Origin of the sequence: Streptomyces sp. 1222.5 (assembly GCF_900105245.1) — a bacterium.
GTDB lineage: Bacteria > Actinomycetota > Actinomycetes > Streptomycetales > Streptomycetaceae > Streptomyces > Streptomyces albidocamelliae.
This window is the reverse complement of the sequence record NZ_FNSZ01000001.1, coordinates 7232823-7255333: the sequence shown is the minus strand read 5'-3', so window position 1 is coordinate 7255333 and position 22511 is coordinate 7232823. Positions and strand designations below refer to the sequence as shown.

Here is a 22511-nt window from a genome sequence, read left to right as displayed (position 1 = left end):
GCGCGTCCACTCCCGCACACCGCGAAGGGGCTCGACGTGAGTGAACGGCACCCTCATCAGCACGGGGCGCACCCGCACCCGCACCCGCACGGCTCCTCCCCCGGCCCGCGCCGTCGTCTCGCCCACCTCCTCGCCCCGCACTCCCACGACACGGCCGACAAGGTGGACCCGGCGCTGGAGTCCTCGGCACGCGGGATGCGTGCGCTGTGGGTGTCGTTGGCGGTGCTCGGGGCGACCGCACTGGCGCAGGCCGGCGTCGTGGCCGTGTCCGGGTCGGTGGCGCTGCTCGGGGACACGGTGCACAACGCGACCGACGCGCTGACCGCCGTTCCCCTCGGCATCGCCTTCGTACTGGGGCGGCGGGCGGCGAACCGGCGGTTCACCTACGGGTACGGGCGGGCCGAGGACCTCGCGGGACTCGTCATCGTCCTGACCATCGCCGCCTCGGCGGCCTTCGCCGGCTGGGTGGCCGTCGGGCGGCTGCTCGACCCGCGGCCGGTCACGCATCTGCCGGTGGTCGCTGTCGCCGCGCTGGTCGGCTTCGCCGGGAACGAGTGGGTGGCCCGGTACCGGATCCGGGTGGGCCGGGAGATCGGCTCGGCCGCACTCGTCGCCGACGGGTTGCACGCCCGTACCGACGGGTTCACCTCACTGGCCGTGCTGTTGGGCGCGGCGGGCTCCGCCCTGGGGTGGCGGGCGGCCGACCCGCTGGTGGGGCTGGCGATCACGGCGGCGATCGTGCTGGTGCTGCGGGACGCGGCGCGGGAGGTGTTCCGGCGGGTACTGGACGCGGTCGATCCGGCGCTGGTGGACCGCGCCGAACGGGCGGTGCGGGAGGTACCGGGTGTGCGGGAGGTGGGCGAGCTGCGGCTGCGCTGGATCGGGCACCGGCTGCGGGCCGAACTCGCGGTCGTGGTGGACGGGGAGGCGACGGTACGGCAGGCGCACGCGATCGCCGTGGCGGCGGAACACACGCTGCTGCACGCCGTACCGCGCCTGACCGCCGCCCTGGTCCACGCCGACCCGGCGCCGGCCCCCGGCGAGACGGACCCGCACCTGGCCCTCGCCCATCATCCGCCGGCCTGACGAACGGGGCGCCGGAGGAAGCCGAGCCGCCCGGGCGGTCTCCGGCTGGGCCACCCCCTGGGCGGTGACCCTCGGGCGGACGGTCCGGCGACGGGGATCCGGCGGGCCCGGCCCGCCGGGCGGGAACCCTGGCAGAAGCGGGCACGCTCTCGAGAGGGCGACCAGGGAGCGCGGCGAACCGGCATCCCCCGGGAAGCCCTGCCCCGGTGACTCAGGTGGTCCCGAGCCCCTCCAGGACCAGCGCGCCCGGAAGTTCGGCGAGGGCCTTGCCGGGGATCAGGAGCTTGCCGCGGCGGCGGCCGCTGCCCACCAGGACGTAGGGCAGGTCGACGACGACAGAGTCGACCAGCACGGGCCAGCCGGTGGGCAGGCCGAGCGGGGTGATGCCGCCGTACTCCATGCCGGTCTCACCGGTCGCCGTCTCCATGGAGGCGAAGGAGGCCTTGCGGGCGCCGAGTTGGCGGCGGACGACGCCGTTGACGTCGACCCGGGTGGTGGAGAGGACCAGACACGCCGCGAGGGTGGTCTCGCCGCCCCGCTTGCCCGCGACCACGACGCAGTTCGCCGACCGCTCCAGCAGGTCGCGGCCGTAGTGCTCGACGAAGACGGCGGTGTCGGCCCAGCGCGGGTCGGTGTCGACGAAGAGGATCCGGTCGGCGGGGACGGCGCCCTGCCAGCTGCGTACGGCGTCGGCGACCGGCGCGGTCAGTTCGTCCAGGCAGTCCGGGGCCGGGGTGGCGGTGTCGAAGTCTCCGATGGGTGCGCGCATGGCCGCACGCTAACAAGACCCGCCCGTCCGCCGTACGGGTGTCTCACGGCACGGGCGGCACGGAGACGGCCATCACCATCTCCATCGGGACCTCGCCCCGGTTGCCGTAGGTGTGCGGCAGGTGCGCCTCGAAGGAGGCGCTCGCACCGGCCGGTACCAGGTGGTCCTCGCCGTCCACGGTGAGGGTCAGCACGCCCGCGGTGACGTGGACCAGCTCGACCGTGCCGGCCGGGTGCGGCTCGGAGGGGCTGTTCTCGCCCGGCATCAGCCGCCAGTCCCACATCTCCAGCGGGCCGGGGGCCTCCGTGCCCGCGAGGAGGCGGTTGTAGCTGCCGGCCTCGGTGTGCCACAGGCGTACGGCCCGGTCGGCCGGGACGATGCGGACCTTGGGGCCCTGCTCGTAGTCGAGAAGCGTGGTCACGCTGACGCCGAGCGCGTCACCGATCTTGACGACCGTGCCGATGCTCGGGTTGGTGCGGGCCTGCTCGATCTGGATGAGCATCCCGCGGCTGACGCCGGCCCGGGCGGCGAGCACGTCCAGGGTGAAGCCCCGCACCGATCGCCAGTGCTTCACATTGCGCGCCAGGGACTGGGTCAGGGTTTCGAGGTCCGACACATTCCGTCCAATATCCGAGGTGGGCAATTATTTTGCATGGCGCAGTTCATCAGAGTGAACTACGGTGGGGCGCACCCGCTCGTTCAACAAACTGTACTGCGAGGCATCGTGACCGCCTTCTTCGCCCTGACCACGAGCCTGTTGTGGGGTCTGGCCGACTTCGGCGGCGGGCTGCTGACCCGCCGTACGCCCGCGCTGACGGTCGTGGTCGTGTCGCAGGCCGTCGCGGCGGCCGTGCTGGGCGCGGTCGTGGTCGGCACCGGCGGCTGGGGCGAGGCCGGTCCCCGGCTGTGGTTCGCGGTCGCGGCGGGTCTGGTCGGGCCGGTGGCGCTGCTCTCCTTCTACAAGGCCCTCGCGCTCGGCCCGATGGGAGTGGTCTCGCCCATCGCCACCCTCAGTGTGGCCGTCCCGGTCGGCGTGGGGCTGTTCCTGGGCGAACGCCCCGGGCTGCTCCAGGCCGCAGGCATCGCGGTGGCCGTCACCGGTGTCGTCCTCGCGGGCGGTCCGCAGCTGCGGGGTGCGGCCGTGCAGCGCCGGACGGTCCTGCTGACCCTGGTCGCGGCGCTCGGCTTCGGCACGGTGTTCGCGCTGATCACGGAGGCGTCGACGAGTGTCACCGGTCTGTTCCTGGCCCTGTTCGTGCAGCGGCTGACGAACGTCGCGGTCGGCGGGGTCGCGCTCGCCGCGTCGGTCCGGCGGGGTGGCGCCGCCGTGCCGGAGGACGGCTTCCCTTGGGCCTCGATGCCCGCGCTGGCCTTCGTGGGGCTCGCCGACGTGGCGGCGAACGGTACGTACGCGGTCGCCGCCCAGCACGGCCCGGTCACCGTGGCGGCCGTCCTCGCGTCGCTGTACCCGGTGGTGACCGCGCTGGCGGCGCGCGGCTTCCTCAGCGAGCGGCTGCGCGCGGTGCAGGCGGCGGGCGCGGGGCTCGCGCTGGTGGGCACGCTCCTGCTGGCGACCGGCTGACACGGCGCGCGCGTCAGCCTTCGGGCTCCAGTGCGGCGAGCCGGGCCACCGCGTCCTCGTCCAGGTCCGCCAGCGCCCGCAGCTGCGCCGTGGTGGTGCCGTCCGGGATCGGCACCGGGGCCGGCGTCCGCAGCGGCGGCTGCCAGCCGTCCTCCTGCGTCCAGCGCCGTACGACCCGCGCCGGGGCCCCGGCCACCACGGCGTGGTCGGGCACCGTGCCGCGCACCACCGCGCCGGCCGCCACGACCACGTTCCGGCCGATCCGGGCACCCGGCAGGATCACCGCGCCGGTGCCGATCCAGCAGCCCGGGCCGATCTCGACCGGCTCCATGCGCGGCCACTGCCTGCCGATGGGCTGGTGGGGGTCGTCGTAGGAGTGGTTGGTGGAGGTGACGTAGACGTACGGGCCGAAGTAGCAGTCCCTGCCGATGGTGACCGTGGTGTCCGCGATGACGTGGCTGCCGCGGCCGAGGACCACCCCGTCGCCGATCCGCAGGATGGGGTCCGGACCGAGATCGAGGTCGGGCATGAGCCCTGCGGTGAGGGTGACCTGCTCGGCGATGATGCAGTGGGAGCCGAGGTGGATCCAGGGTTCGCCGAAGACCGTGCCGAGCGGGAAGGCCAGCCGGGTGGCCTCGCCGATGGAGCCGAAACGGAAGCGGCCGGGGTTCTCCGCCGACACCGCACCCGTGCGCTGCACCCAGGCCCAGCCCGTGTGCACGGCGCGCTGAAGCAGCCTGCGTCGCCAGGATGAGAACGTGTTCTTGCGCTTCGGCACGGGGTCACGTTACTCACCGGTCGCCCCGGGGCGAGAGAGCGGGCTGCTGTGATCTTCACCCCACCCGGTGTCGTACCGTGCGGGGAACCGACGGACGCGAGGAGACGGTGATGACGCAGCAGGCGCTGATCGTGGGTATCGGCGGCAAGGAGCCGCAGGTCGATCCGGAGGCGTTCGTGGCGCCCACGGCCTCCGTGATCGGTGACGTAACGCTGCACGCGGGGGCCAGTGTCTGGTACGGCGCGGTGGTGCGGGGCGACGTGGAGCGGATCACCGTGGGGGCGAGCGCGAACGTTCAGGACAACGTGACGCTGCACGCCGACCCCGGGTTCCCGGTGAGCGTCGGGGAGCGGGTGTCGATCGGGCACAACGCGGTGGTGCACGGGGCGACCGTGGAGGACGACTGTCTGATCGGCATGGGGGCGACCGTGCTCAACGGTGCCGTGATCGGGGCGGGGTCGCTCGTCGCCGCCCAGGCACTGGTGCCGCAGGGGATGGTGGTGCCGCCCGGGTCGCTGGTGGCGGGGGTGCCGGCGAAGGTGCGGCGGGAGCTGAGCGAGGAGGAGCGGCAGGGTGTGACCCTCAACGGCACGCTCTACGCCGAGTTGGCGAAGACGCACCGGGACGTGCACCAGTAGGAGCCTGTGGGAGGGCTCAGTCCCCGGCGTTCACCGGCTCCGCCTCCGGTGCCACGGTCCGGTCCTTCTGGGCCTTCTTCGCCTTGCGCTTGATGATCAGCATGGAGGCCAGGCCGATCAGCAGTGCCGCCACCAGGCCGAGGTAGGAGAACCTCTTCAGCCAGTCCTCGGCGACGACGCCCACGTAGTAGATGACGGCCGTCGTACCGCCCGCCCAGCAGATGCCGCCGAGGACGTTGGCGATCAGGAACTTCCAGTACGGCATGTGCAGCACGCCCGCGAGCGGGCCGGCGAAGATGCGCAGCAGGGCGACGAAGCGGCCGAAGAAGACGGCCCACATGCCCCACTTCTCGAAGGAGCGCTCGGCGGTCGCCACATGCCCCTCGCTGAAGTGCCTCGGGAACTTCGCGCCGAGCCAGGCGAGCAGGGGGCGTCCGCCCTTGCGGCCGATCGCGTAGCCGATGGAGTCGCCGATCACCGCGCCGGCGGTGGCACACACACCGAGTACGACGGGGTTCACGCCGGAGTGCTGCGAGGACATCAGGGCAGCCGAGACGAGGACGATCTCGCCCGGCAGGGGGATGCCCAGGCTCTCCAGCCCGATCACCAGGGCCACCACGGCATACACCGCGGCCGCGGGCACCGAGTCCAGCCATTCAGTGACGTGCACCGCCGGTTCCTCCCCTGTTCGCTGTACGGGCCGGGGTCCCGCATGTAAAGCGCACCCCATGGGAAGGCTACCTGGTCGGCGGTGAACGGCGGTTCGCGCGCACCTGCCCGGCGGCACCGGACCGCCCTCGCGCATGGGGATTGCGGACATCCGCGTGTCACGCGGGAGGGGAAGGCTCCTCGCGGTTCGCCCGGCCCGCCTCCCCCAGGCCCCGTCGCGGGGCCCGCTGCGGAAGGACGACGTCCCCGTGTCCTCAGTGTCCCCGCTCCCCCCGCTCGGCCCGGCCGCCGCTCCCCCGTGCCCCGGGCCGGAGACCGCCGCCGGGCCCCGGGCGCCCGGTTCCGGCACCGGCGCCCCCGCCCGGCCCGCCTCGCCGCTGTCCGGCCGGCCCGCGCGGCTGGCCCTGTGCCTGTCTCCCGTGCTGCTCGCCGGGGGCTGGGCCGTGACCCACCGGCCCGTCCTGTACGAGGGCGTCCGGCGGCTGCTCACCGCCGATCCGTGGTGGCTGCTGGCCGGTGCCGGCCTCACCTGCCTGAACTGGGTGGCGGCCGCGTGCGTGCGGCAGGGGGCGCTGCCGGACCGGCTGCCTCCGGGCCGGCTGCTCGCCTCGCAGTTCGCCGCCGGTGCCGCGAACCACGTGCTGCCCGGCGGGTTGGGCGCCCATGCCGTCACCCTGCGTTTCCTGCGTGCGCGAGGGGTGCCGCTGGACCGGGCCACCGCGTCGATCGGGCTGTACTGCCTGGCGAAGTCGTCCGCGAAGACGCTGGTGCTGCTGGTGTTCCTGGCGGTGTCGCCGGCCTGGCGGCGCCTCGGCGACCTGGTCCCGGACGGCCGGCTGCTGGTTCCGGCAGCCGCCGTGACGGGCGGGGTCCTCACGATCGCGGGGGTGCTGCTGACGGTCGTACGGCCGCTGCGGCGCCCGGTGACGGGACTGCTGCGGTCCGCGCTCGCCGACGCACGGGCGGTGCACTCGCGGCCCTGCCGGGTGGCCGCCCTGTGGGGCGGGGCGGTCGCGATGCCGCTGGTGCAGGCGAGCACCCTGGCCTGCGTCGGGGCCTCGTTGGAGCTGGGGCTGCCGTGGGAGCAGGTGGCGCTCGCCCACCTCGCGGCGGGTACGGCGGGCGGGGCGGTGCCGGCGCCGGGCGGGCTGGCCGTGGACGCGGCGCTCGTGTGGACGCTGATCGTGTTCGGCGCCGCACCGCCGATGGCCACCGCGACGGTGATCGGCTTCCGCGTCCTGACCGACTGGCTCCCGCTCCTGCCCGGCGCCCTGACGCTCTCCGCACTGATCCGCAGCAGGACCCTGTGAACACCGGGCGCTCCCGGCCGGCCCCCGCTACTCGCGACGGGCCACCAGGCGGTAGGCGTTGGACAGGCCGAGGCGGTGGGACAGGGGACGCACCGCGAACCTGTCGAGCAGGGTCGCCGCGGCCAGGGCCGGGACACCCGCGAGGAGGAGCGCGGCGCGCAGACCGCGCCGGAGCGCACCGGGCGGCTCGGGCAGCCACGGGGCGTCCTCGCGCGGGGCGGCGCGGTCGAGGACGAGCCAGACGGCGGCGAGCAGGTCGACGGGGTCGTGCGCCTCGGCGTGCTGCTCGGCGACCACCGTGAAGCCCCGCTCGGTCAGCCGGCGCCGCAGGTTGGCGGCCGGCACGAAGTGCAGGTGCTGGGGCTGGAGCCAGGGCAGCCACCAGCGGCCGAGGAGGCGGGCGTACCGGCTGCGCGGATCCGGAACCTCGACGACGAGGTGACCGCCCGGGCGCACGGCCTCGTGGGCGGCGCGGAGTTCCCGGTCGGGGTCGGTGCTGTGCTCCAGGTAGTGGAACATGCTCACCACGTCGTAGCGGGCGGCCAGTTCGGGGGCGAGGTCCGGGAAGGCGCCGCGCCAGGCGTGGTCCACGCGGCCCTCACGGGCGGCGAGTTCGACACCGTCGGTGAAGTCGAGCCCGTCGAACGAGGTGGCGGGCAGGACGGTGCGGGCGGCCGCGCAGAAGTGGCCGTGGCCGGTGCCGACGTCGAGCCAGGTCTTCGGTGCGGGGTCGTGCGGCAGCATGGCCTCGGCGCGGCTCCGGTACATCGCGGTACGGCCGCCGAAGGTGCCGCTCATCCGCTGTTCGCCGAGGCCGTCGTAGAAGTCCCGGTAGTAGAACTCCAGTCCCTCCTCGGTGAGCTGGGGGTTCTGGAAGACATGGCCGCAGTCGGCGCAGCGGTCCAGGGTGAAGCGGCCCGGCTTGTGCTGCAGCAGGTCGGTGGTGTGCAGCCGAACCGCGAGCCGCCCCGACCCGCACCAGGGGCAGGTGGTGCGCCGGGGGGCGAAGAAGCGGTCGGTGCCGCCGGCCAGGTCCTTCCGGTAGAGGGGACGCAGGCCGGCGATGCGGTCGGACTTCGCTCGGTGGTCGCTCATCGGTTCTCCGCTGCGAGTCGTTCGAGGTGGGCCGCCGCGGCCGGGGCGCCGCCGGCCGCGCGGAACGCGGTGCGGACCCGGGCGGCGGCTGACCGGTGGGCGGGATCGTGCAGGACGGCGTCGACGGCCTCGCCGAGCCGGTCGGCGGTCACCCGGCCGAACCTGACCCGGACGCCCGCGCCCGAGTCCACGACCTGCCCAGCCACCACGGGCTGGTCGTCGCGGATCGGCGCCACGACCAGCGGGACGCCGTGCCACAGGGCCTCGCACACGGTGTTGTGACCCGCGTGGCAGACCACGGCGTCCATCCGTGCCAGGAGCGGGAGTTGGGGCACGGACGGCAGGATCAGCACGTCCTTGTCGGCGGACGTCGCGGGGAGCGCGCCGCCCGGATCGGCGATCACCGTCTGGACGTGGTCGGCGCGGTCCCGCAGTGCGGCGGCGCACGCGGCGAGGAAGCGGCCCCCCGTGTCGGTGTTGGCCGTGCCCAGGGTCACCAGGACCTTGGCCCGGCCGTGGTCCAGCCATTCCCACGGGAAGCCGGTCGCGGCCGGACGGCCGGCGACGGAGGGTCCGACGTAGTGGATGTGCGGGGCCAACGGTGCCAGCGGGCCGATGAGTTCGGGTGTGCTGAACACCAGCAGGAGGTGCGGCGAGAAGCGCGGGTCGGTGCCGCCGGACGGGTCGCCGACGCGTGCGCGCAGTGCGGCCAGACGCAGCCGCAGCCAGTCGGCGACCTTGGGCAGACCGTCGTAGGCGCCCGTGAACTCCGCCGAGGTGGTCGCGGAGGTGGCCCACGGCAGTCCGAGGCGTTCGGCCACCAGCGCGCCGGCGAAGGCCTGCTGGTCGGCGATCACGACGTCCGGCCGGAACTCCGTGACGGCGGCCCGGACGCCCGGCGCCATCGCGTCGGCGAGCGGCAGCAGGTACCACTCCCAGAGGAACTTCAGCGCCTCCGCGCCGCGCAGCTCCGGCGGTCGTACGGCGCCCTCGGCGCCCGGCACCGGGCCGGCGCACGTGAACACCTCGGCGTCCGCGCCCGCGAGCCGCCGTACGAGTGCGGGATCGGAGCACGCCCAGGCCACCCGGTTCCCGTGCGCGGCGAGCCGGGCGGCGACACCGACGGCGGGGTTGATGTGCCCGGTGAGCGGCGGGACGACGAAGAGGTAGGCGCTCACCGCACGCCCGCCCCGGGCCGGATGAGGTCCAGGATGTGCCCGCCGACCGTGCCGGGCGCCTCCACCAGCACCGAGTGCTCGTGTCCGGGCAGCACGACCGCCCGGAAGTCGGTCAGCAGCCGGCGTTTCAGGGGCAGCAGGTCCACCAGGTCGGAATCGCCGCCGTACACGCCCAGGACCGGGCGGCGTACGGCCCTGATCTGGGCGTCGGTGAGCACCCGGCTGGCGGGGATGTCCCGGCCGAGGGTGGTCTCGCGCACGAGCCGGGCCGCTCCCTTGGCGAGGCGGGCGGTGTGGCGGCCGCGGTGGGCGGCGATCCAGGCGAGCGCGGCGTCCTCGTCGCGGGCGAGTTCCGTCGTCACCCGGCGCAGGATGCGGCCCATCTTGGCAGCCCAGCCGGCGGTGGCGGGCTCGGACTCGATCAGCGTGAGGCTGGCCGTGCGGTCGGGGTGGCGGGCCGTGTGGCCGAACGCGATGGTGCCCCCGTAGGAGTTGCCGACCAGATGCAGCGGCCCGGTGAGATCCAGGCGGTCCAGGAGAGACGTGAGGTCGTCGATGTTGTGGTCGAGGGTGTAGCCCCGCGACGGGCGGTCGCTGCGGCCGTGGCCGCGCAGGTCGTACATGACGACGTCGAGTCCGGCCGCCGCGAGCGCGGGTGCGACGGTGAAGTAGTGGCTGGCCAGGCTGTCCGTGAGCAGTCCGTGCACCAGGACGACCGTGGCGTGCGGGGTGCGGCCGCCGGCGGGGCCCATGCGCTGGACGTGCAGCCGGATGCCGCCCGCGTCGACCATGGCCATGGCTCAGCCCGCCTGGGCCGTCGTCAGGCTCCGCACCACGTGGGCCACGAGCCGGCCGACGGTCAGCTCGATGATCTCGTCGAACTCCATGCCGGCCAGGAACTCGGCGAGGTTGACCCGCTGCCCGTACCGCTCCTCCAGCAGGGCCGCCAGCGTGACGAGGTCGATGCTCTCCAGCTCCAGGTCGCGGTTGAAGGAGGTGGTCATGCCGATCGTCACGTCGTCGTCGCCGTACTCCGCCAGCACCGTGCGGAGCATGCCGGTGACGTCGGCGAGCACGGTGTCCGTGGTGTGCCGCGCCGGGGCCGGCTGGATGGGGTTCATCGGGCGTTCTCCTCGGCTGCTGCGGTGGGGGGTTGTCCTCGGTCCGGACCGTGGTCCTGACCGGGGTCGGCTCGTCCGTCGTCGGCTGCGGGCCCGGTCGTCCAGGCCACCACGTAGCCGCGCGTCGGCAGGGCGGGTGGGTTGTGCACGGGTGCGCAGTGCACGGTGTAGGCGCGTTCCAGACGGCCGGCCACGAGCAGCCTGCCGCCGTCCGGGGCGGCCTCCAGCACGGTGAAGTCCCGGGGACGGCCGCCGAATCCGACGCCCTCGGCCTTCGCGACCGCTTCCTTGGCGGCCCAGAAGCGGGTGAACCACAGGGCCTCGGCTCCGGGGCCGTCCGCCGACCGGTCCCGCAGGAGCCGCAGTTCGGCCGGGCCCAGCGCGGTACCGAGAGTCGCCGGGTCACGGTCGGTGACCTCCTCGACGTCGATGCCCGGGCCGGGGCGGGGAGAGTGCGGCCGTACGATCGCCACGCCCGCCTCAGCCCGGTGGGCGAGGGACACGTCCAGCGGGGGCAGGGTGCGGCCGTGCACCCCGGTGACGTACGGGCGGCCGAGTTCGTCGTTGCGGACCTGGATCTCGGCAGGGAAGACGGGCCCTTCGCCGTGCTGCCAGAGCCACTGCCGTACGGCGTCCTTGACCGCGATCCGGCCCAGCAGCCACTGCCGGCGGCCGCGCGGCGGCCGGCCCGCGTACTCGGCCCGCTCCGCACCGCCCAGCGAGTTGCGCATGATCAGCTCGCGTGAGGCGAGGTCCGGCCACCGCTCGTGCACCAGAGCCCAGCCGCCGGGCCGGGCCTCGGATAGGGTGTGGCGCTCGGGGAAGCGTTCGACCGGCCTGGTCGTCGGGTCGTTGTCGAAGCGGCGGTCCTGCCAGCCGCCGAGCACGGCCCACACCCTGCCGCCCACGGTCAGCTCGGCGTCCGCCTCCAGCAGGGTGTCGGTGAGCGAGGTGATCCGCACCAGGCAGCGGACGTTGGTGCCGGGCGCGGGGTGGGGTCCGTGGAAGCGCAACTGCCCGATCTGGACGGGGAAGACGACGGTCCGCTCGGTACGGGTCGCCATGATCCAGTAGCCGAGGAGCTGGCCCACGTTGTCCAGCAGGGCGCCCGGTGCCGCGGGTGCGGTGATCACGCCCCGGATATGCCGCTCGCCGATCGCGGTCAGCTCCGTCAGGCCCTGGAATCCCGGGCCGTGGAACATCCAGCGGTCCCGGTAGAGCTGGGCGGCCGTGTGGTCCGGGACGCGCTCGGGGGCGTCCGGGAGGGGGTGGGGCGGAGGCGGTGCCGGGTGGTGCGGGGCGAGTTCGACCACGGCGCGTGCCGTCGGCCCGAACGTGACGTCCACCCGGTCGGGGTGCCCGGGCACCGGGGTGACGGCGACCGCCACGGCGACGGGGGGTGTCGCGGTGAGCCACCGGTCGAACCGGGCCCCGTGCACGGCGACCGCCCGCAGCCCGGGTCTCGCCCGCTCCGCCGCGTCCGTCATGTGCCGCACGATCGTGGTGGCGGGCACCACCGGCCAGCGGTCCGCCACCTCCGGCCAGCCGGGACGCTGCGGGAAGAAGCAGTGGTCGAGGAGGTGGGGCATGGTCTGCGGGGAGACGCGGAGGGTGGTGACGGCGGAGCCGGCCGCCGCCTCCGGCGGGGTGGCCGGTCTGGTGTCCGTGGGCGGGTTCCGGCTCGCGGCCGCCGCCGTCTCCGGGCGCGCCGGAACGGTGGGCGCCGGAGCGGTGGTCGCCGGAGCGGTGGTCGCCGTGCTGCGCCGACGGTGCGCCGCGATCAGCCACGCCGCCGTGTCCGCGGTGTCCTGGAGCAGGGCCGTGAGTTCCGCGGCGGCCGGGAAGCGCGTGGCGAGTCCGTCCAGCGCGGTGGGCACGCCCGCCGTGTGCGCGACGGGCCGCAGCTCCGCGCGCAGGGCGGCGAGGCCGGGTCCGTCCAGCGACACGAGGGCGCCGCCGAGGTCGAGCCGCACCGGGGGACGTCCGGCGGGAGGCCGGGACGCCGTCGGGCGGGCCGGTACGTGCTCGGCGGGCATCGGCCGCTCGCCCGGCGGCGGCTGCTGCGCGTACGGCAGGTGTGCGACGGCGACGGGGGGCCGGGGCGACGGTGTGAGCGCGGGGACGGCCGGGGCCACTGCCTCGCCCGCCGTCCACAACGCCGTGGCCGCGCGCCTCAGTTGGGCCAGCCCACCGTGGTGGGCCGAGTTGGCGGCGACGGCCAGGTGGTCGCGGTCGCCGAGGGTGTCGCCGATCAAGGAGGTGAGCCTGCCCGGCCCGGTCTGGACGAAGACGCGATGCCCGTCGGCGTACAGGGCCTCGACGAGTTCACGGAAGCGGACGGGTTCCAGCAGGTGCCGCACGAACAGCCGCCGCACCGCCGACTCGGCCTCGGGGAAGGGCGCCGCGGTGGTCCCGGACCAGACCGGCACCGTCGGCGGGTGGAGCCGGAAGCGTTCGGCTGCCCGCTCGATGGGGGCCAGGTACGGTTCGAGCATCGGTGTGTGGAAGCCGGAGCGGAAGGGCAGCACCTGGCAGATCACGCCCCGCGCCCGGAACGACCGTACGAAGTCCTCCACCGCCGCGTCCGGCCCGCACACCATGGACTGGCGTGGTGCGTTGTCGTGGGAGAGGACGATCCCGGAGCCCGTCCAGGACTCGGCGAGCGCGGCGCGGACCTGCGCGGCGGACGCGCCGACGGCCGCGAAGGCGAGACCGGGCACGGTCACCGTGTCCGGGTCGAAGTCCGCCATGAAGGCGTCCACTTCGGCGGCCGAGTACATCCCGGCGGCGACCATCGCCGTCCACTCGCCGACGCTGTGCCCGGCGACCGCGTCCGGTACGACGCCCATACGGCGCAGCGCCCGGTCGAGCAGCCGGCCCACGCCCACCACGCCGAAGCCGTGCCGTCCGACGTCGTCGACCCGTACGTCCGGGCCGGTGCCGGGGTCGGAGACCGGCGCCAGGCCGAAGTGGGCGGCGATGTCGTCGGTGCGTGGTGTGAAGTCGCCCTCCAGGCCAGGGAAGACGAAGGCCAGCCTGCCCCCGCCGGCAGGGCCGAGCAGGGGGCCGGGCCGGAACCAGACGTCGTTGCGCCCCTGCCAGGCACGGCCCTTGGCGAGCACGCGGCGGGCCAGCGCGAGCCGCTTGGCGGTCGGGTCCACTACACCGAGCCGGACGGGACCGGCGTCCGGGTGGGGCCGCACGGGGTCGAGTCCGGCGGCGAGGACGGCGGTGTCGTCGGCCGCGAGGGAGGCGGCGAGGCCGTCCGGGTGCCCGGCGGCGAGCAGGAGGACGCGCTCGGGCTCGGCCACGCTGACGGAGGCCGGGGCCGGCTGCGCGGCGGGCGCCGGGGCTGGACGCGCCCGTGGCGGTTCCTCCAGCACCACGTGGGCGTTGATCCCGCCGAAGCCGAAGGCGTTCACGGCCGCACGGCGGACCGGCCGGCCCGCGTCGGTCTCCCAGGGGGCGGCACGCTCCAGGGTGCGGAAGCGGGTGGCGGCGAGCGCGGGGTGGGGGTCGTCGCAGTGCAGGGTGGGCAGCAGGGTGCCGTGGTGCAGCGCGAGGGCCGCCTTGACCAGGCCCGCCACCCCGGCGGCCGGCATGGTGTGGCCGATCATCGACTTCACGGAGCCGAGGACCGGGCGCTCACCGCTGCCCTGGGCCTCACGGGGACCGAACACCGCGGCGAGCGTGCTGAGTTCGGCCGAGTCCCCGGCGGGCGTGGCGGTGCCGTGGGCCTCCAGCAGGCCGATCGAGCCGGGGGCGGCGGGGTCGAGCCCGGCGGCCCGCCAGGCCTGCCGCACGGCCCGGGCCTGCCCGCCCGGGTCGGGGCTGACGAGGCCGGCCGTACGGCCGTCGCCGGCCACGCCCGTCCCGCGGATCACCGCGTAGACGCGGTCGCCGTCGCGTTCGGCGTCCGCGAGCCGTTTGAGTACGACGACGCCGGTGCCCTCCCCGATCAGGATGCCGTCGGCGTCGCGGTGGAAGGGCCGGATGCGCTGGCTCGGGGAGAGGGCGCGGAGCTGGGAGAAGACGCTCCAGAGGGTGATGTCGTGGCAGTGGTGCACTCCCCCGGCCAGCATCACGTCACAGCGTCCGACGGCCAGTTCGGTGACCGCCTGGTCGACGGCGACCAGTGAGGAGGCGCAGGCCGCGTCCACGGTGTAGGCGGGGCCGCGCAGGTCGAGCCGGTTGGCGATGCGGGAGGCCGCGAGGTTGGGGACGAGTCCGATCGCCGAGTCGGGGCTGTCGGGACCGAGCCGCTCGGTGAACGCCGACCGCACACGGTCCAGTTGGGCGCCCGACAGCTCGGGCAGCAACTCGCCCAGGGTGCGTACCAGTTGGCCGGCCGTCCGTACCCGCTGGTCCAGCCGGGCCAGGCCGGGGGTGAGGTAGCCGCCGCGGCCCAGGGTGACTCCGACCCGGTGCCGCTCGGGCAGCCGTTCCGCGCCGCCCGCGTCGGCGAGCGCGGCGGCGGCCACGTCCAGGGCGATCAGCTGGTCGGGCTCGGTGCCGTGCACGGAGGCGGGCATGATGCCGTAGCGGGTCACCTCCACCTCGGCCAGGCCGTCCACGAAGCCCCCGCGACGGCAGTACACGCGGTCGGGGGCGGCGGGCCCGGCGGCGGAGCCGGGATCGTAGTAGTCGGCGTCCCAGCGGTCGGCGGGGACGTCCCGGATCGCGTCGACGCCGTCCCGCAGGTTGCGCCAGTAGGCGTCGAGGCCGGGCGCGCCGGGCAGCAGCACCGCCATCCCGACGATGGCGACGGGTGTCTGGGTCTGCGTCATCTCACCAGCCCGACGCGGTGTGGACGACGGCACGGACCGCCGGGTCGCCCCAGGCGAGTTCCCGCAGCAGGGCGGCGGTGCCCTCGTCGGGGTCGATCAGCCGTACCCCGCGCCGGGCGTACTCGCGGCCGAGTTCCGCGCCGACCATGCCGGCGTGGGTACCGGACGGTGCCCACGGGCCCCAGTGCACGGTGAGCGCCCGGTTGCCCGTACGGGCGGCCCACTGCGCGCCCAGGGCTTCCAGGGCGTCGTTGGCGGCGGCGTAGTCGGCCTGGCCGCGGTTGCCGAGGACGGCGGCGATGCTGCCGAACAGCACGGTGAACGCGGGTGCGGAGGGCAGGTCGTCCAGCGCGGCGAACAGTGCGGCGGCACCCGCCGTCTTCGTGCCGAACACGCGCTGGAAGGACTCGGGGGTCTTCTCCGCGATGAGCCGGTCCTCGATGACACCGGCGGCGAAGACGACACCGTCGAGCCGGCCGTGTTCGGCGTGGATCTCCTTGACCGCCTGGAGGACGGCGTCCCGCTCGCGGAAGTCCACCGAGCGGTAGCGGGCCGTGCTGCCGAGCCGGGTGAGTTCGGCCAGGGTCGTGGTGATCTCGCGCTGGGCGAGGACCAGTCCGGCGGCCCGGTTGATCTCGGCGGGCTTCGGCGCGCCGGGCGCGGCGGCGAGAGCGGCCCGCAGTTCGACGGGCGTGCGGGCGGTGGCGGTCGACTCGGGCTCGGGGCCGGTGGGTGCGGGGGTGCGGCCGAGCAGTTCGATGCGGCACCGGGAGGCCGCGGCGAGCGTGGCCGCGCATCTCGCGGTGATGCCGCGGGCGCCGCCGACCAGCAGCACGACGGAGTCGCGGTCGAGACCGAGCGCCGCGGCCTCGGCTGCGCCCTCGCCGGCCGGCCCGGCGCCGGTGCTGCCGAGCGGGCCGAGCGGTGCGGGCACCAGCTCCAGACCCTGTCGGGCTCCGTCCGCCGTGCGCACGACGACGGGGGCCGTTTCGGGGGCGAGCAGTTCGGCGAGTACGGCGTCGGCGACGGCCGGGGCCGAGCCGTCGTGGACGGCGACGACGCGGGCCAGGAGGTCCGGGTACTCGCGTGCGACGGTACGGAACAGGCCGTCGAGTCCGGCGGACCGCGGTGACCCGGTCCGGTCGGCGGTGCGGACCGCGAGCAGCCGGCGCGGTCCGCGTGCCAGCGCCGCCCGCAGCACCGGGAAGGCGTCGGGCAGCACCGGGGCGTCCGGGCCGGTGAGCGCGCCCAGGTACACCACGCCGTCGAGCGGGCCGTCGGGCGTGGGGTCGCCCGCATCGAGGAGATGGCCACGGCCGAGGAGCCGGACGTCCGCGCCGTGCCCGGTGAGTCGTGCCGCGACGGCCTCGGCCACATTTCCGGTGCCGCGTTCGGGAGCGGGCTCGTCCGCGCCGGGCCCCTCGCCGTCGCCGGTACCGCCGCCGAGGAGGACGAACCGGCGTCCTGCCAGGACACGGTCCGGATCGGCGGCCTCCGGTGCCGGGAGCGGAACGGGCCGCAGTTCCAGACGGCGGGGAGCTTCGACCTCCAGCCCCTCGATCCGCTCCCCGGCTCGTGCCGTGGCCTGCGCCTGCCCGTCGTCGCGGGCCGCGGACCGCCGCTCGACCGGTGGATCCGCCTGGCCACCGCCGTCCGGATCGGCCCCCGTCCGTGCCGTGAGCCAGCTCGTCACCGCCGCCGCCGTACGTGCCTTGGCCAGTTCCTCCAGCTCGGCGTCGTCCAGAACCCGTGCCCCGTCCGCGATGCCCAGCCGCTTGGCGAGTTCACCGGCGATCTCGGCCCGCTTGATGGAGTCGATGCTCAGGTCCGCCTCCAGGTCGAGGTCCGGCTCGATCATGTCGACGGGATAGCCGGTGCGCTCGCTGATGATCTCCAGGACGAGCCGTTCGACGTCCGGCCCGCAGGCGTCACCGTCGGCCGCCATGGGCTCGGGCTCCGGTGGCGCCACGGCGTGCCGGACGGGTGCCGCGGGCAGTTGCCGGGGCGGGAGGGGCGGTGCGGCGGGCGCCGCCGGGCCGGCACCGAAGTAGGTGAGCAGCACATCGCGCTGGGCGGCGATCATCTCCCGGCTGGTGCGCAGGAACTCGGAGATCAGGGCGTCCCGGTCGGCGGGGGCGCCGTACGGCTGGTCGGTCGTCACAGTCGTCTCCAGGACTCGTCGGGCCGGTGCGAGGGCACCGGGCAGGAGGGCTCCGTCGGCGGTGCGGACGAGGTGACCGTCGACCGTCCAGCCGGGCCGCTCGGGTACCGGCGTGCGCAGCGCGTCGACGGCGTCGCGTCCTCTCAGCAGCCAGGTGCTCTGCACGGGGAGTCCCGCGACGGCCAGGCGGGCGAGGGCGTCGAGCCAGCCGGGCAGGCCGCTGTCCGCACGTGGTTCGCAGGCGATCGTGCGGTGCGGGCGGTCGCCGAGTATCTGCCCGACGAGCCGGGTGAGCACCGTGCCCGGGCCCGCCTCGACGAAGGTGCGCGCGCCCGCCGCGTACATCGCCCGGATCTGCGCGGCGAATCCGACGGGGGACCCGATCTGTGCGGCGAGTTCGGCGCGCACCGCGTCGGGGTCGTGCGGGTACGGTGCGGCGGTGCGGTTGGCCCACACCGGGAACTCGGGCGGCCGTACGGTCTTGTCCGCGAGGACCTCGGCGAACCGCTCCCCCGCCGCGGACACCAGCGGGCTGTGGAAGGCACAGGCCACGGGGATGCGGCGGGCGCCGAGACCGGCGGTGCGCAGCAGGCGTACGGCGGTGTCCACGTCCGCCGTGGGTCCCGAGATCACCGTCTGTTCGGGCGAGTTGAGGTTGGCGACGACGACCGACCCGGGCGCCCCGGCCGCCCGGAGGGCCCGTACGACGTCCTCGGCGCCGGCGCCGACGGCCGCCATGGTGCCGGGCTCGTCCCCGGCCGCGGCCAGGATCGCGCCGGCCCGCTCGGCGCTCAGCTCCAGCAGCGTCTCCGGATCGAGAGCGCCGGCCGCGGCGAGCGCGGAAAGTTCGCCGTAGCTGTGTCCGGCCGCCATGTCCGGCCGGACGCCCGCGGCGGTGAGGAAGGCGTGGGCGGCGAGGCCGGTGATGCCGAGCGCGGGCTGTGCGGTGCGGGTGTCGGTCAGGGCGGTGCGGTGGCGTTCACGGGCGGTGTCGTCGAAGGCGGCCGGCGGATAGATCAGGTCCTCGTGGACCCGGCCGAGGTGCAGGTAGTGGCGCAGTTCGGGCAGGGCGATCAGCAGGTCGCCGAGCATGCCGGTCCGCTGGCTGCCCTGGCCCGGGAACAGAAAGGCCACCTTGCCGGCCGGCGCCGGATCGGTGCGCCGGGCCCCGTCCGGCCCCGCGTCGCCGTCGGTCCGGTCCGCGAGGTGGACTCCAGCAGCCGGATCGTCTTCCCCGGCGAGGATCCGGCGCAGCTGTCCGGCCAGCTCCACCGTGTCCCGGGACACGAGCGCGGCACGGACCGGTTCGGTCGAGGTGTCGGCCCGGCGTGCCGCGGCGAGGGCCAGGTCGCGCAGGCGCCAGGGGCGGCCCTCGGCCTCGGCGGCCCGGAGCAGTTCCCTGACCTCCCGGTGGGCCGCCGCCGTGTCCCGTCCCCGGAACAGGAACAGCTCGGCCGGCCAGGCGTCCAGCGTCCGCCGGGGCGGTAGGGCGCCCTCGTGGGCGGAGAGCACCGCGTGGAAGTTGGTGCCGCCGAATCCGAACGCGCTGACCCCGGCGAGACGTTCGGCGGCCGGTGCCGTCCAGGGCCGGGCGCGGGTGTGGAAGACGAACGGGCTGCCGTCCTCCGCCCAGGCCTGGTTGGGGCGCTCCAGGTGCACGGTGGGCGGTGTGACCCCGGTGTACAGGGCGAGGGTGGTCTTGATCAGCCCGGCGAGGCCGGCGGCGCACTTGGTGTGCCCGATCTGCGACTTGACGGACCCCAGCGCGCAGCCCGCCGTCCTGGCCCCCGCCTCGGTGAACACCTCTCCCAGTACGGTGAGTTCGGTACGGTCGCCGACGACGGTGCCGGTGCCGTGGGCCTCGACGAGGCCGACATCGGCGGGTGAGACACCGGCGTTGCGGTACGCGCGTTCCAGCGCGGCCCGCTGGCCCTCGGGGCGGGGCGCGGTCAGGCCCAGGGAGCGGCCGTCACTGGCGGATCCCAGGCCCTTGACCACGCCGTAGATCCGGTCGCCGTCGCGTTCGGCGTCGGCGAGCCGCTTGAGGACCACGCAGGCCACTCCCTCACCGAGGGCGATGCCGTCGGCGGAGGCGTCGAAGGCGCGGGACCGGCCGGTCGGGGAGAGCGCGTGGACGGAGGAGAAGAGCACGTAGTCGTTGATGCCGTTGTGCAGGTCGGCGCCGCCGCACAGGACGACGTCGCTGGTGCCGGAGACGAGCTCCTTGCAGGCCACGTCGAGGGCGGCGAGGGAGGAGGCGCAGGCGGCGTCGACGGTGTAGTTGGCGCCGCCGAGGTCCAGACGGTTGGCGATCCTGCCGGAGATGACGTTGGCGAGCATGCCGGGGAAGGAGTCCTCGGTCAGCCGGGGCAGTTGCTCGTCCAGGCCGTCGGGCACCCTGCCGTAGTACGCCGGCAGGACGGCCCGCAGGGTGACGGCGTTCGACAGGTCGCTGCCCGCCTCGGCACCGAAGACGACGGACGTCCGCGAGCGGTCGAACTCCCGCCCCCGCTCCCCGTATCCGGCGTCGTCCAGTGCTCTGCGGGCCGCTTCCAGGGAGAGCAGCTGAACGGGTTCGATGCTGCCGAGGGAGGCGGGCGGAATGCCGTAGCGCAGCGGGTCGAAGGGGATGCGGGGCAGGAAGCCGCCCCAGACGGAGGCCGTGCTGCCGACGGCGTGGTGCACGGCGGGGTCCCAGCGGTCGGGCGGGACCTCGGTGACGGCGTCGTGCCCGGAGACGACGTTGGCCCAGAAGGTGGCGAGGTCGGGCGCCTGCGGGAACATGCAGGCCATGCCGACGATCGCGACGTCCAGCGGTGCGGGAGGGAGCGGTTCGGCCGTGGACCCCGGGTTCGGCCACGACGCGTGCGCGGCCCGGGCGAGCTCGGCGGTCCGGGCGAGTGGGGCGGTGCGTGCGGCGAGGAAGTCGGCGGCGCCGTCCGTCACGGAACGGTGCAGGTCCGCCATGCCGGTGGTGGCCGTGCGCAGAACGGCGACCTCGCCCGCCATGAACATCCCGTCGGTGAGCTGCCGTTCCTCGGCCACGGCCCGTAGGGCGCCGTCGGCGGTGCGCTCGAGGCCCTTGCTGGCGATGCGCAGCCGGCCCACGTTCAGGCGCTCCAACGCCTCCCAGACCTCCCGGTCGGGCACGCCCGCCGTGCGTAACGCGGCTTCACGGTCACGGTAGTCGTGCGTGAAGGGGCTGGGCACACAACGGGTCGCGTGCCCGGGGGCGGTCTCCAGCAGCGCGGTCGCGGTGGCGGCGAGCACCTGGTGCTGGAACAGCGGCTGGACGGCGCCGTGGGCGACGGCCTCCTCGGTGAACAGGTAGGCGGTGCCCATGAGGACGCCGACCGCGGCACCCCGTGCGGTGAGGGGCGCGGCGAGGGCGGCGACCATGGCCGCCGACCGCTCGTCGTGGATGCCGCCCGCGAAGAAGATCTCCAGGCCGTGGGCCGCGTCGTCGCCGGGGCCCGTGGTGTCGGCCAGGAAGTCCTCGATGACGGCGAGTTGGGCCTCCCACAGCGGGAAGGAGGCCCGGGGGCCGACGTGTCCGCCGCACTCCGAGCCCTCGAAGACGAACCGGCGTGCCCCGGCCTCCAGGAACTGCCGCAGCAGCCCCGGCGACGGCACGTGCAGGAACGTGCGGATCCCGGCGCCTTCCAGCGCCTCGGCCTGGGCGGGCCGGCCGCCCGCGATGATCGCGTGCGTGGGTCGCAGTTCCCGTACGGCTTCGAGCTGGGCGTTTCTGATGTCCTCCGGTGCGAAGCCGAGCACGCCCACGCCCCAGGGCCGGCCGTCCAGCACGGCTCGCGCCTCGGTCAGCATCGACCGGGTCCGCTCGCCGTCGGCGAGGGCCAGCGCCAGGAAGGGCAGGGCCCCGTCCCGGGCGACGGCCGCGGCGAAGCCCGCCTGGTCACTGACGCGGGTCATCGGCCCCTGCGCCACCGGCAGCCGGGTACCGAGGGCCCGGCTCATGACGGACCCGGGCCGCAGGGCACCGGCGAACGCGGGGTATTCGGCGTCGGCACGGCCGTGCGGTCCGGCGGCGCCGCTGGGTCCGCCGGCGCTGTTCGGCCCGGCGGCGCTGTTCGGCCCGGCGGCAGCGTTCGGCCCGGCGGCACCGTTCCGTCCCGCGGTTCCGTTCGCCCGGTCGGCGCCCTCCCGTCCGGGTCCGTCGGCCGGAGCCGAGCCGTTCACCAGGTCGGCTCCGTCGGCCGGAGCGGCGTCGGCCAGTCCTCGGATCGCCGCGGACACGGCGCACACCACACCGCGCACGTCCGTCCACCGGTCGGCGAACCGGGCGGCCAGGAAGCCGTCCTGGCCCAACGGGAGCAGTTGGGCACGCAGGTCGCGGGCGCCCAGCAGGGGCGCGACCGTCTCCGGATCGTCGGCCGGTGGCCGGGGCGTGCCCGGTCCGCGGCGACGCAGTACCCGGTGCCCGCCCAGCACCACGGTCTCCGAGCCGTCGAGGGACCGCAGCGCGGCCCTCACGGACTCGGGCAGCGAGGATTCGGCCAGGAGCGCCAGCTGGCTGTCGAGGACGACCCCGGCCGCTCCGCCCGCGACGGCGGCGGCAGCCGTGTGCGGTCCGACGCCCCCGCACGCCCAGACGGGGACGCCCGCCAACTCGTCGTCGGCCAGCAGTTGTTGCAGCAGGACGAAGGTGCTCAGCTCACCGATCCGGCCGCCGGCCTCGGCCCCCCGGGCGATCAGTCCGTGGGCGCCGTCGCGTACGGCCTCCCGCGCCCGCTCCGAGTCGGTCACCTCGGCCAACACCCGGTACTCGGGACCGAGTCGGTTCACCGGCCAGGGCGCGTCCGGTGCGAGGATCACGGTGTCGGGGCCGCCGGCGAGTTCGGCGGGACTCAGGGCGCAGCGGCCGGTCACCCGTACGCCGAACCGGCCCGGCACGGCCCGTCCCAGTCTGGAGAGTTCCTCCCGGCATCTTCGGTCGCCGGTGCCCAGGTCGAGGACGCCGAGCGCGCCCGCGGCGCAGGCCGCGGCGGCGAGGGCGGCGTCGGGCTCGCCGAAGGGGGTGAGGCACAGGATCAGGTCATGGGCGCGCACAAGGGAGGTCATGATGCTCCGACACAATCGGCGAGACAGCACGGTGGGGGGTTTGTGCGGCGGGACGCTCTGGTGCGAGGCCAACGGAAACTAGCGAGGTACTTACTGGCGGGTCAATGACGCCGCAGCCATTTCGTGCGCGGTGGCATCGATTCGGCCAGGCCGCCGAATTCCCCGCAAGGAGCCGGAAATCCTGGCAATCGACCAGCCCGGTCTCGCCGTACGGCGGTCCGGTGCGGGGTGTCACACCGGCACAAGCCCGCCAAA

At 75.1% G+C, this 22511-nt stretch carries 14 protein-coding genes; 4 read left to right on the top strand and 10 right to left on the bottom strand.

The window, feature by feature from the left end; genetic code table 11:
* Positions 1-36: 36 nt before the first annotated feature.
* A complete protein-coding gene (locus tag BLW57_RS32880) occupies positions 37-1086 on the top strand; it encodes a cation diffusion facilitator family transporter (RefSeq protein WP_093481004.1) in 1050 nt (349 codons plus the stop codon).
* A gap of 211 nt (positions 1087-1297) precedes the next feature.
* Here BLW57_RS32880 and BLW57_RS32875 read toward each other — a convergent pair whose 3' ends face one another.
* On the bottom strand, positions 1298-1855 hold the full coding sequence (locus BLW57_RS32875) for a YbaK/EbsC family protein (RefSeq protein WP_093479360.1): 558 nt from the start codon (positions 1853-1855) through the stop codon (positions 1298-1300).
* A gap of 43 nt (positions 1856-1898) precedes the next feature.
* Positions 1899-2471, bottom strand: coding sequence for a helix-turn-helix domain-containing protein (locus BLW57_RS32870; RefSeq protein ID WP_093479359.1), 573 nt, complete (start codon positions 2469-2471; stop codon positions 1899-1901).
* A gap of 108 nt (positions 2472-2579) precedes the next feature.
* Between BLW57_RS32870 and BLW57_RS32865 the strand changes: the two genes are divergently transcribed.
* Complete coding sequence (locus BLW57_RS32865) at positions 2580-3437, top strand: DMT family transporter (RefSeq protein WP_093479358.1); 858 nt, start codon at positions 2580-2582, stop codon at positions 3435-3437.
* A 13-nt stretch (positions 3438-3450) separates the two neighbouring features.
* Here BLW57_RS32865 and BLW57_RS32860 read toward each other — a convergent pair whose 3' ends face one another.
* Positions 3451-4215 carry an acyltransferase gene (locus BLW57_RS32860; protein ID WP_093479357.1) on the bottom strand — a complete coding sequence of 255 codons (765 nt, stop codon included), beginning with the start codon at positions 4213-4215 and terminating at the stop codon, positions 3451-3453.
* A 110-nt stretch (positions 4216-4325) separates the two neighbouring features.
* On the opposite strand from BLW57_RS32860, the gene BLW57_RS32855 reads away from it, so the two are divergent.
* Positions 4326-4853: a gamma carbonic anhydrase family protein gene (locus tag BLW57_RS32855; RefSeq protein WP_093479356.1), complete on the top strand. Its 528-nt coding sequence runs from the start codon at positions 4326-4328 to the stop codon at positions 4851-4853.
* A gap of 16 nt (positions 4854-4869) precedes the next feature.
* On the opposite strand, the gene BLW57_RS32850 is transcribed toward BLW57_RS32855, so the two are convergent.
* Positions 4870-5523, bottom strand: a complete 654-nt coding sequence (locus BLW57_RS32850) for a DedA family protein (protein WP_093479355.1) — start codon at positions 5521-5523, stop codon at positions 4870-4872.
* Positions 5524-5770: 247 nt separating this feature from the next.
* Between BLW57_RS32850 and BLW57_RS32845 the strand changes: the two genes are divergently transcribed.
* Positions 5771-6832 carry a lysylphosphatidylglycerol synthase transmembrane domain-containing protein gene (locus BLW57_RS32845; RefSeq protein ID WP_093479354.1) on the top strand — a complete coding sequence of 354 codons (1062 nt, stop codon included), beginning with the start codon at positions 5771-5773 and terminating at the stop codon, positions 6830-6832.
* A gap of 27 nt (positions 6833-6859) precedes the next feature.
* Here the strand turns inward: BLW57_RS32845 and BLW57_RS32840 are convergent, their stop codons facing one another.
* The 6 genes from BLW57_RS32840 to BLW57_RS32815 are packed head-to-tail and all read right to left on the bottom strand — an operon-like array spanning position 6860 to position 22256.
* Complete coding sequence (locus tag BLW57_RS32840; RefSeq protein WP_093479353.1) at positions 6860-7927, bottom strand: class I SAM-dependent methyltransferase; 1068 nt, start codon at positions 7925-7927, stop codon at positions 6860-6862.
* Complete coding sequence (locus tag BLW57_RS32835; RefSeq protein WP_093479352.1) at positions 7924-9105, bottom strand: glycosyltransferase; 1182 nt, start codon at positions 9103-9105, stop codon at positions 7924-7926. The genes BLW57_RS32840 and BLW57_RS32835 overlap by 4 nt, the downstream gene beginning before the upstream one ends.
* A complete protein-coding gene (locus BLW57_RS32830; RefSeq protein WP_093479351.1) occupies positions 9102-9902 on the bottom strand; it encodes an alpha/beta fold hydrolase in 801 nt (266 codons plus the stop codon). The genes BLW57_RS32835 and BLW57_RS32830 overlap by 4 nt, the downstream gene beginning before the upstream one ends.
* Before the next feature lie 3 nt (positions 9903-9905).
* Positions 9906-10226, bottom strand: coding sequence for an acyl carrier protein (locus BLW57_RS32825; protein ID WP_093479350.1), 321 nt, complete (start codon positions 10224-10226; stop codon positions 9906-9908).
* Positions 10223-15013, bottom strand: a complete 4791-nt coding sequence (locus tag BLW57_RS32820) for a type I polyketide synthase (RefSeq protein WP_093479349.1) — start codon at positions 15011-15013, stop codon at positions 10223-10225. The genes BLW57_RS32825 and BLW57_RS32820 overlap by 4 nt, the downstream gene beginning before the upstream one ends.
* A gap of 1 nt (position 15014) precedes the next feature.
* Positions 15015-22256, bottom strand: a complete 7242-nt coding sequence (locus BLW57_RS32815) for a type I polyketide synthase (RefSeq protein WP_093479348.1) — start codon at positions 22254-22256, stop codon at positions 15015-15017.
* Positions 22257-22511 lie beyond the last annotated feature (255 nt).